This window comes from Nonomuraea sp. NPDC048916 (genome assembly GCF_040649575.1).
Lineage (GTDB): Bacteria > Actinomycetota > Actinomycetes > Streptosporangiales > Streptosporangiaceae > Nonomuraea.
Genome location: NZ_JBEZFS010000082.1, coordinates 1 through 7,663, shown reverse-complemented (window position 1 = coordinate 7,663; position 7,663 = coordinate 1). Strand labels below are relative to the sequence as shown.

At 71.0% G+C, this 7,663-nt stretch carries 9 protein-coding genes; 4 read left to right on the top strand and 5 right to left on the bottom strand.

Annotated elements, in window-relative coordinates:
• The coding region (locus AB0C16_RS39500) for an HTH domain-containing protein (protein WP_357691182.1) at window positions 1-320 on the bottom strand (320 nt) is incomplete at its 3' end.
• Window positions 321-486: 166 nt separating this feature from the next.
• On the opposite strand from AB0C16_RS39500, the gene AB0C16_RS39495 reads away from it, so the two are divergent.
• The gene (locus tag AB0C16_RS39495) at window positions 487-948 is read left to right on the top strand and encodes a VOC family protein (protein ID WP_357691180.1); all 462 of its coding nucleotides are present in this window, start codon (window positions 487-489) and stop codon (window positions 946-948) included.
• 251 nt (window positions 949-1,199) lie between these two features.
• Here the strand turns inward: AB0C16_RS39495 and AB0C16_RS39490 are convergent, their stop codons facing one another.
• Window positions 1,200-1,631: a hypothetical protein gene (locus tag AB0C16_RS39490; RefSeq protein ID WP_357691178.1), complete on the bottom strand. Its 432-nt coding sequence runs from the start codon at window positions 1,629-1,631 to the stop codon at window positions 1,200-1,202.
• A 588-nt stretch (window positions 1,632-2,219) separates the two neighbouring features.
• Window positions 2,220-3,476 carry an MFS transporter gene (locus AB0C16_RS39485; RefSeq protein ID WP_357691176.1) on the bottom strand — a complete coding sequence of 419 codons (1,257 nt, stop codon included), beginning with the start codon at window positions 3,474-3,476 and terminating at the stop codon, window positions 2,220-2,222.
• 208 nt (window positions 3,477-3,684) lie between these two features.
• Between AB0C16_RS39485 and AB0C16_RS39480 the strand changes: the two genes are divergently transcribed.
• On the top strand, window positions 3,685-4,545 hold the full coding sequence (locus tag AB0C16_RS39480) for an NAD(+)/NADH kinase (RefSeq protein ID WP_357691174.1): 861 nt from the start codon (window positions 3,685-3,687) through the stop codon (window positions 4,543-4,545).
• Here the strand turns inward: AB0C16_RS39480 and AB0C16_RS39475 are convergent.
• Complete coding sequence (locus AB0C16_RS39475) at window positions 4,491-5,726, bottom strand: YibE/F family protein (RefSeq protein WP_357691172.1); 1,236 nt, start codon at window positions 5,724-5,726, stop codon at window positions 4,491-4,493. The genes AB0C16_RS39480 and AB0C16_RS39475 overlap by 55 nt on opposite strands.
• A gap of 86 nt (window positions 5,727-5,812) precedes the next feature.
• Between AB0C16_RS39475 and AB0C16_RS39470 the strand changes: the two genes are divergently transcribed.
• Both AB0C16_RS39470 and AB0C16_RS39465 read left to right on the top strand, forming a co-directional pair.
• The gene (locus AB0C16_RS39470; RefSeq protein ID WP_357691170.1) at window positions 5,813-6,526 is read left to right on the top strand and encodes a DUF72 domain-containing protein; all 714 of its coding nucleotides are present in this window, start codon (window positions 5,813-5,815) and stop codon (window positions 6,524-6,526) included.
• Complete coding sequence (locus tag AB0C16_RS39465) at window positions 6,527-7,498, top strand: magnesium transporter CorA family protein (RefSeq protein ID WP_357691168.1); 972 nt, start codon at window positions 6,527-6,529, stop codon at window positions 7,496-7,498.
• Here the strand turns inward: AB0C16_RS39465 and AB0C16_RS39460 are convergent.
• On the bottom strand, window positions 7,465-7,663 hold a 199-nt coding region (locus AB0C16_RS39460), incomplete at its 5' end, for a hypothetical protein (protein WP_357691166.1). The genes AB0C16_RS39465 and AB0C16_RS39460 overlap by 34 nt on opposite strands.

Below are 7,663 nucleotides of genomic sequence, written 5' to 3'. Positions count from 1 at the left end.
GCGTCGCCGGCGCCGGCGACCGCGCCACCCGCGCCGGCGAGCAGCGAGACCGCGGTGGCGATCGCCTCCTCGTCGTCGAGAAGCAGCGGCGGCAGGTCCTGCCCGGGGCCGAGCTGGTAGCCACCGCCGACACCCTGGCTGGCATGCACCGAATAGCCGAGCGTGCGCAGCCGCTCGACATCACGCCGTACCGTGCGCGGCGTGACCCCGAGGCGGTCGGCGAGCTCGGGGCCGGTCCAGACCTGGCGCTGCTGCAGCAGCCCGAGCAGGGTGAGCACCCGCTCCGTCGTCCCCCGCTCGTCACCGCTCGCCACGTCCATGTCTCCTACCCTGACAGAGATAGCGGACCGATTCTGTCCGCTAGAGGTGTCAGGGTGACTCCACGGACGCAGACCGACTCGCCCGGCGAGTCGAGGTCCGCCTGTTGCGCAACCTCTACCCGCACACGAAACCCGCTACGAAACCCGCTACGAACGGAGCAACCCGATGAGCCGCCATATCCAGGTCACCTTCGACGCCCACGACCCACGGGCGCTGTCGTCCTTCTGGCGCGACGTGCTGGGCTACGTCCACCCCGGCCCGCCCGGAGTCGACCTGCCCGAGGGCGCCGACCCGCTGGCCGCCTGGGACGACTTCCTCGCGCGGGTCGGCGTGCCGGAGGAGCAGCGCAACACGAGGTCGGCCATCGAGGACCCGGACGGGCACGGCCCACGGCTGTTCTTCCAGCAGGTGCCGGAGGACAAGGTCGTCAAGAACCGCGTCCACCTCGACGTCCGTGCGGCTCCCGGACTGCAGGGAGAGGAGCGGATGGCGGCGCTGGAGGTCGAGTGCGACCGGCTCGTCGCGCTGGGAGCGACGCGGGTGCGTCGCGACGAGCCCGTTCCCCCGATGAGCGCCGGCTTCATCGTGATGACCGACCCCGAGGGCAACGAGTTCTGCCTGGACTGACGCGGTGTCCACTCCGCCCTGACGCGGGGGTGGGTCGACGCTCGCCCGTTCGCCGGGCTGCGCGTCCGGGTCTCGCACCGGCCGGCGTCGTGTTCGCGCTGGGCCGGCTGCTGGGCCACACGATCACGCCGGTCCCTCACCCCGGTGACCCGCCCAGGCGACGTCCGCCAAAGGGCCCGGACGGGAGGGTGCCCCGCGAGGGGATGCCTCGCGGGGCGACCGCTACGCGTCGGCCGTGTAGGCCGGTGGGATCACCGGTTGATGTTCTCGTTCCGGTTGATGTTCTCGTTGCGGTTGAGGTTCTCGTTCCTGTTCAGGTTCTCGTTGCGGTTGAGATTGCGGTTGAGGTTCTCGTTCCGGTTCCGGTTGAGGTTGCGGTTGAGGTTCTCGTTCCGGTTCCGGTTGAGGTTCCGGTTGAAGTTCTCGTTGCGGTTGCCGCCCCTGTCACGGCACCACTGGCGCTCCCAGCGGCCGTTGTGGCGGCAGAAGTAGCACATCCTGCCGTTGCGCCACCGCCACTCGCACCGCTGCGCCGAGCTCTGCGGCGTGACCGAGGCGTGCTGGCCGGTGGTCGCGTACGTGTCCGATGAGCTGGTGGCGTTGGCCGGCGATGTGGCGGCGAAGGTTCCTGCGACGATCGTGGATCCGGCCATTGCGGCGGTGATGAGCAGACGCTTGAGCATCAGAGATCACTCCCTGAACGGTATCGAGTCCCAGATGCATGGGATCGGACGAGAGCGTCGGAATCGGTTTTTCCCGGGATGCGCCGATGCGGCGCGCTGAACATCTCTCAGATTAAGCACGGGGTCCGGCGGCGGTCTTCCGGAGAGCGGCAAAGCCTTATTTCCGGCGTCTCATCACCCGAAAGTGAATTACCGGATATCCCCAGGAGCCACGGCCTTGCGCGGTGCGGGCCGGCCGGGGAAATGCCGAGCCCGGAATGCGTTCTCCTGCCGGGGGAGTGCTCGCGGATTCCCGAGGCCCTCCAATAGTGCGCCAGTGGGACGGTAAATGGCGGGAAAGGGCGGCGGGCGCCGGAAGGTTCTGGCGACGCCGCCCTCGTGGAATGGTTTCCTGCGGAAAGGCCGTCGCACGCCTGTGAAGGCCCTGCTGAGTTCCCGCGGTTCGTACATTCTGACGTCCCGCGGGTTTGGCCGGGCGGCGGGGGAGGACGTGCGGTGCCCATCCCCACCATCGTGACCGCCGTCAACGCCCGTCCCACGGGAGACACCGGCGCTCCCGGCCCTCATGGGCGTTCACGGGCCACAGCCTCAGGAGGTCACCGGAACCAGACGGGTGTCATCGTGCGGGTCGTCGAGGCGGTCCAGCCGGGTCTCGCCCCGCCACCGCATCAGCAGCACGGCCGCCACCAGCATCAGCGCGCCCGCCCCGCAGACGGCCGTACGCGGCCCGAGCCGGTCCGACACGAACCCCTGGACCAGCCCCCCGACCGGAAAGGAGGCGGTGTAGCACATGATCCGGCAGGCCATCACCCGGCCGCGCATGTGGTCGGCCACGATGACCTGCATCGAGGTGTTCACCGCCGAGACGACCGCCAGGAAGCACCCGCCCACCACCGCCATCGCGATGACGGCGAACACGTAGCCCGGAGCGGTCCCGAAGGCCACGATGCCCAGGCCGTAGATCAGCAGGCCCCAGCGCGCCACCTGGCCGAGGCTCACCTTGTGGTTCCAGCCGGAGACCAGCGGCGCCGCGACGACCGCGCCGAGCCCGAACGAGGCGTTGAGGACGCCCAGTCCGACCGGTCCCACGCCGAAGACGCTCTCCGCGAACACCACCGTGAACTGGAAGATCGGGTGGCCCAGCACGCCCACCAGGACGGAGACCACCAGCGCGATCATCAGCCCGGGCCGGCGGCGCATGTAGCCGAGGGCGGCCAGGAACCGCCGGGTGACGCCCCCGGAGGCGGGATGCGCGGGCCGGAGCTCCGGGGTGCGGATCAGCGTCAGCGCGGCGAGCACGAACAGGAAGGACACGGCGTTCAGCAGGAACGTCCACGCGGGGCCCAGCACGGCCAGCAGCAGGCCGGCGATCGCCGGGCCGATCGAGCGGGCGGCGTTGAACTGCAGGGAGTTCAGCGTCACCGCCGAGTGCAGGTCGCCCCGGGGCACCAGGTCGCTGACGAACGACTGCCAGCTCGGCATGTTGATGCCCGCGAAGACGCCGCCGACGCCGACCAGGAGCAGCAGGACGACAGGCTGACGCCAGCCCGAGGTCCAGCACACCCACAGCAGCAGCGCCGAGACGGCCATCCCCGACTGCGTGAACAGCAGGACCCGCTTGCGGTTGCGGCGATCGGCCATCGACCCGCCCGCCGGGGCCAGGAAGATGCCGGGCAGGAACTGGGCGACGCTCACCAGGGCGACCCATAAGGCGCTCTCGGTGATCTGGTAGAGCACGTACGGCACCGCCAGGTTGCTCAGCCAGCTCCCGGTGTTGGAGGCCAGGGCGCCGCACCAGAAGACGGTGAAGTCCCGGTGCCTGAAGGCCCGGAACGAGTGGCGCACCCCCCTGGGGGCTTCCGAGCCGACCGGCGTCTCACCGGCGCCGTCCGCAGGCCTTGAGTGTCGTTGCCGTTTCACGTCCGACGTTCCTCCCTCGCTGGGGACGTACACACGTTCCGTTGTAGTTTCCTGCGAAACAGCCCGATGACGAGCCCCTTCCGCGGAACGGCGGCGAGAGGGCCCGGCGGGATCCCCCCCGTAGGGTGTCCTCATGGGGACGATTGGGACGGTCGGGCTGGTGCTGCATCCGCAGCGCGACTCAGCGGAGGCGATCGACACGATCCTGCGCTGGGCCGGCGAGAGAGGCGTCACCGTGCTCGGGCTGCCCAAGGAGGTGGGCCGGATCGACTGCAGCGCCGTGGCGGTCGACGCCGCCACCCTCGCCGCGCGGGCCGACCTGGTCGTGAGCCTCGGCGGCGACGGCACCATGCTGCGCACGATGCGGCTGATCGCCGGGCTGTCCACGCCGGTGCTCGGGGTCAACCTCGGGCGGCTCGGCTTCCTGGCCGAGATCGACGTTCAGGGCCTGCCCGCGACGCTGTCGGCCATCGACGCCAGCGACTACACGGTCGAGCCCCGCATGGCGGTGCGCACCACGCTCGGCCGGGACCGGCGGGTGATCGCGTTCAACGACATCGCGCTGGTCCGCATCCCCGGCGAGGGGCTGGCCGTCGTCTCCGTCGCCCCCGGCGGCGACCCGTTCGTCAGATACGCCGCCGACGCGGTGATCGTGGCCACCTCCACCGGCTCCACCGCCTACAGCTTCTCCGCCGGCGGGCCGGTCGTCTCGCCCCGGGTGGAGGCCGTGCTGGTCGTCCCGGCCGCCGCGCACTCGGCCTTCAACCGGGCCCTGGTGCTGCCCGCCGACGAGGAGGTGGAGCTGGAGCTGCTGCCCGGCAGCGGGCGGCTCGCCGTGGAGGTCGACGGCGCCGTCCTGGGGCACCTGTGCGCCGGTGAGCGGATCACGGTCACCGCCGTGCCGGGCGCGGCCCAGGTGGTGCGGCTCGGCACCACTTTCTACGAGCGCGCCCGCCGCAAGCTGCGCGTCGGCGGCAGCGTCGAGGCGGGCTGACCGCCGGGGTCGGGATCGCGCCGCGACGTCACCAGCGCCGCGAGGGCCGTGGTGATCGGCACCGCCGAGATCAGGCCGAGCGTGCCCACCACGCTGCGGACGATCTCCTGGGCGATGACCGGAGTGGTCAGCACCTCGCCCAGCGGCTGGTCGCCGACGCTGAAGAGCAGCAGCAGGGGCAGCGACGCCCCCGCGTACGCCAGGATGATCGTGTTGATCACCGAGGCGATGTGGGCCCGGCCGACCCGGCTGCCCGCCCGGTAGAGGCGGCGGAAGCGGTAGGACGGGTTGGCCGCCGCGAGCTCGGTGACCGTGACCGCCTGCGTGACCGTCACGTCGTCCAGCACTCCCAGCGCGCCGATGATGATGCTGGCCAGCAGCAGCCCCTGGGTGTCGATCGACAGGCTGAGATCCAGGGTGAACGAGCTGTCGTCGGTGATGCCGCTGAGCCGGGCGAACCCGATGGCGGCGTAGGAGAGCAGGCCGGTGAGCGTGAGGCTGGCGAGCGTGCCGAGCACGGCCATGGACGTGGTCAGCGTGAAGCCGTGCGTCAGGTAGAGGACGGTCAGCATGATCGCCGCCGCGCCCACGATGGCGACCAGCATGGGCGGCTCGCCGCCGAGGATGCCGGGGATCACGAACGTCAGCAGCAGCACGAACGTGATCGCCAGCCCGGCGAGCGCGGTGAGCCCGCGCCAGCGGCCGAAGGCGATCACCGCCAGCGCGAAGGCCAGCCCGGCCAGCCACAGCGGCGTCGACCGGTCGTGGTCGGAGATCTGGTAACCGGACTTGCCCGACTCGCCGTCCTGGATCCGGATGAGCACCACGTCGTCGTCCGCGGCGAACCGCTGGGCGCCCGGCCCGGTCGGCAGCCGCAGTGTCAGCTCACGCCCGAGGTCGGGCCCGCTGCGCACCTTGACGGTGGCGCTGCCGCAGGTGGCCGGGTCGGAGCGCGGCGCCCCCTCCGACTGCTCGGGGCACGGCTTGAGCAGCACGGACGTGATCGTCCCCGTGAGGCGCTCGACGCCGGTCGCCGGCGCCTGCTCCCGCTGTCCGGAGGGCCACAGCCAGACCAGCATCGCCAGCGTGACGACCGCCAGCGGCACCAGCACGGCGAGCGTCGCCACGACCGCGCGCCGCGAGCCGGGCACACCGGCGCCGTGCCCGTGGTTGCCACCCATCGAGCCCCCTTCTCTACGAGGTACGAAGGGTGACAGTAGTGCACCCCGGGACGGGTAGCCGCCGGTCTGACGGGTAGTCGCAGGTCATGGCGACGCTGGTGGGCACCTGCGGGTGGCAGTACAAGGACTGGCGCGGCGTCCTGTATCCCAAGGGCGTCCCGCAGCGGCTCTGGCTGGAGACCTACGCCGGCACGTTCCCCACCGTGGAGATCGACAACGCCTTCTACCGCCTGCCGACGCCGCAGACGTTCGCCCACTGGCGCGATGAGACCCCCGACGGGTTCGTGATAGCGCTCAAGGCCAGCAGGTATCTCACCCACATCAAGCGGCTGATCGATCCCGAGGAGCCGGTGGAGCACCTGATGAACGCCGCCTCCCATCTGAAGGGGAAGCTCGGGCCGATCCTGCTGCAGCTGCCGCCCACGCTCAAGGCCGACCCCGGCAGGCTCGACCGCTGCCTGGCCTGCTTCCCGAAGGAGGTCCGGGTGGCCGTGGAGTGCCGGCACGGCTCGTGGTGGTCCGACGAGGTGCGCGAGCTCCTCCAGGCGCGCGGGGCCGCGCTGTGCTGGGCGGACCGCCTCGGCCGGCCGGTCGCGCCGCTGTGGCGCACCGCTTCCTGGGGGTACCTGCGCCTCCACGAGGGCCGCGCCGAGCCCTACCCCTCGTACGGCGAGGCCGCGCTGAAGACGTGGGCCGGGCGCGTCGGCGACGCCGGCTGGCAGGACGCCTACGTCTACTTCAACAATGACACCGGGGGAGCGGCCGTGCGCAACGCGTCCAGCTTTGCCAGACTTGTCTAGGTGTACACCCGCCTGTATCGCCACGGCGTCCTCGAGAAGGAAGGCTTCCCGATCTCGGAGGTCTCCGACTACGTGACCGACCCGGACAACACGGTCTGGTTCGACCTGTGCTGCCCGACCCCCGAGGAGCTCGGCGCGCTGGGCGAGGAGCTCGGGTTGCACGAGCTGGCGGTCGAGGACGTGGTGTCCGAACGCCAGCGCCCCAAGGTCGACATCTACGACAACCACCTGTTCATCACCGTCTACGGCATCCACCTGGACACGGGGCGGCTCGACCCGGTCGAGGTCGACGTCTTCGTCACCGCGAACGCGCTGGTCACGATCCGCGAGAACGCCGGCTTCGACATCGACGAGGTGGTCAGGCGCTGGGACGCTGCCCGCCCGCTGGCCGGCCACGGCGTCGCCTACCTGCTGCACGGCCTGCTCGACTACGTGGTCGACAGCCATCTGGACTACGTCGAGGACCTCGACGCCCGGGTCGACGAGCTGGAGGAGTCGCTCTTCGAGGAGGCCGGCCAGGCCGGCACCCGCGAGCTCCAGCGCACCATCTACACGATGCGCCGGAACGCCGCGGTGTTCCGCAAGATCGCCCTGCCCATGCGGGAGGTGATCGGCGCCCTGCTGCGACGGCAGCGGAACCTGGTGATGGACCCCGTGATGCTGCCCTACTTCTACGACGTGTACGACCACGCGCTGCGCGTCGACCAGTGGATCGAGTCGCTGCGCGACCTGATGGCCAACCTGCGCGAGACGCGGATGGCGCAGCAGGGCTTCCGGCTCAACGAGATCATGAAGCGCCTCACCGGCTGGGCGGCGGTGATCGCCGTGCCGACCGCCATCACCGGCTTCTACGGGATGAACGTGCCCTACCCGGGCGTGGGGCGGCCGTGGGGCTTCTGGTTGTCCTCCGTCCTGGTGGCCGTCAGCTCCGTCGCGCTCTACATGGAGTTCAAGAAGAGGGACTGGTTGTAGGGCGGCGGGCACGGACCGCCCCGGCCGGCCGCCGTGAGCCCCACCGTCAGCAGCACCCGCCTGGCGCCCGAGGCGGGGTAGAGCGGCAGGCAGCGGCCGCCCGCGACCAGGGTCCTGCGCCCGATCGGCGTGGCGATCAGCGGCAGCTCGTCGTAGGTGGCGGGC

Bases quoted from the DNA above. Each gene is read 5' to 3' on its own strand.
- AB0C16_RS39495 (WP_357691180.1), top strand. From the start codon at position 487: ATGAGCCGCCATATCCAGGTCACCTTCGACGCCCACGACCCACGGGCG.
- AB0C16_RS39490 (WP_357691178.1), bottom strand. From the start codon at position 1,631: ATGCTCAAGCGTCTGCTCATCACCGCCGCAATGGCCGGATCCACGATC.
- AB0C16_RS39480 (WP_357691174.1), top strand. From the start codon at position 3,685: ATGGGGACGATTGGGACGGTCGGGCTGGTGCTGCATCCGCAGCGCGAC.
- AB0C16_RS39470 (WP_357691170.1), top strand. From the start codon at position 5,813: ATGGCGACGCTGGTGGGCACCTGCGGGTGGCAGTACAAGGACTGGCGC.
- AB0C16_RS39475 (WP_357691172.1), bottom strand. From the start codon at position 5,726: ATGGGTGGCAACCACGGGCACGGCGCCGGTGTGCCCGGCTCGCGGCGC.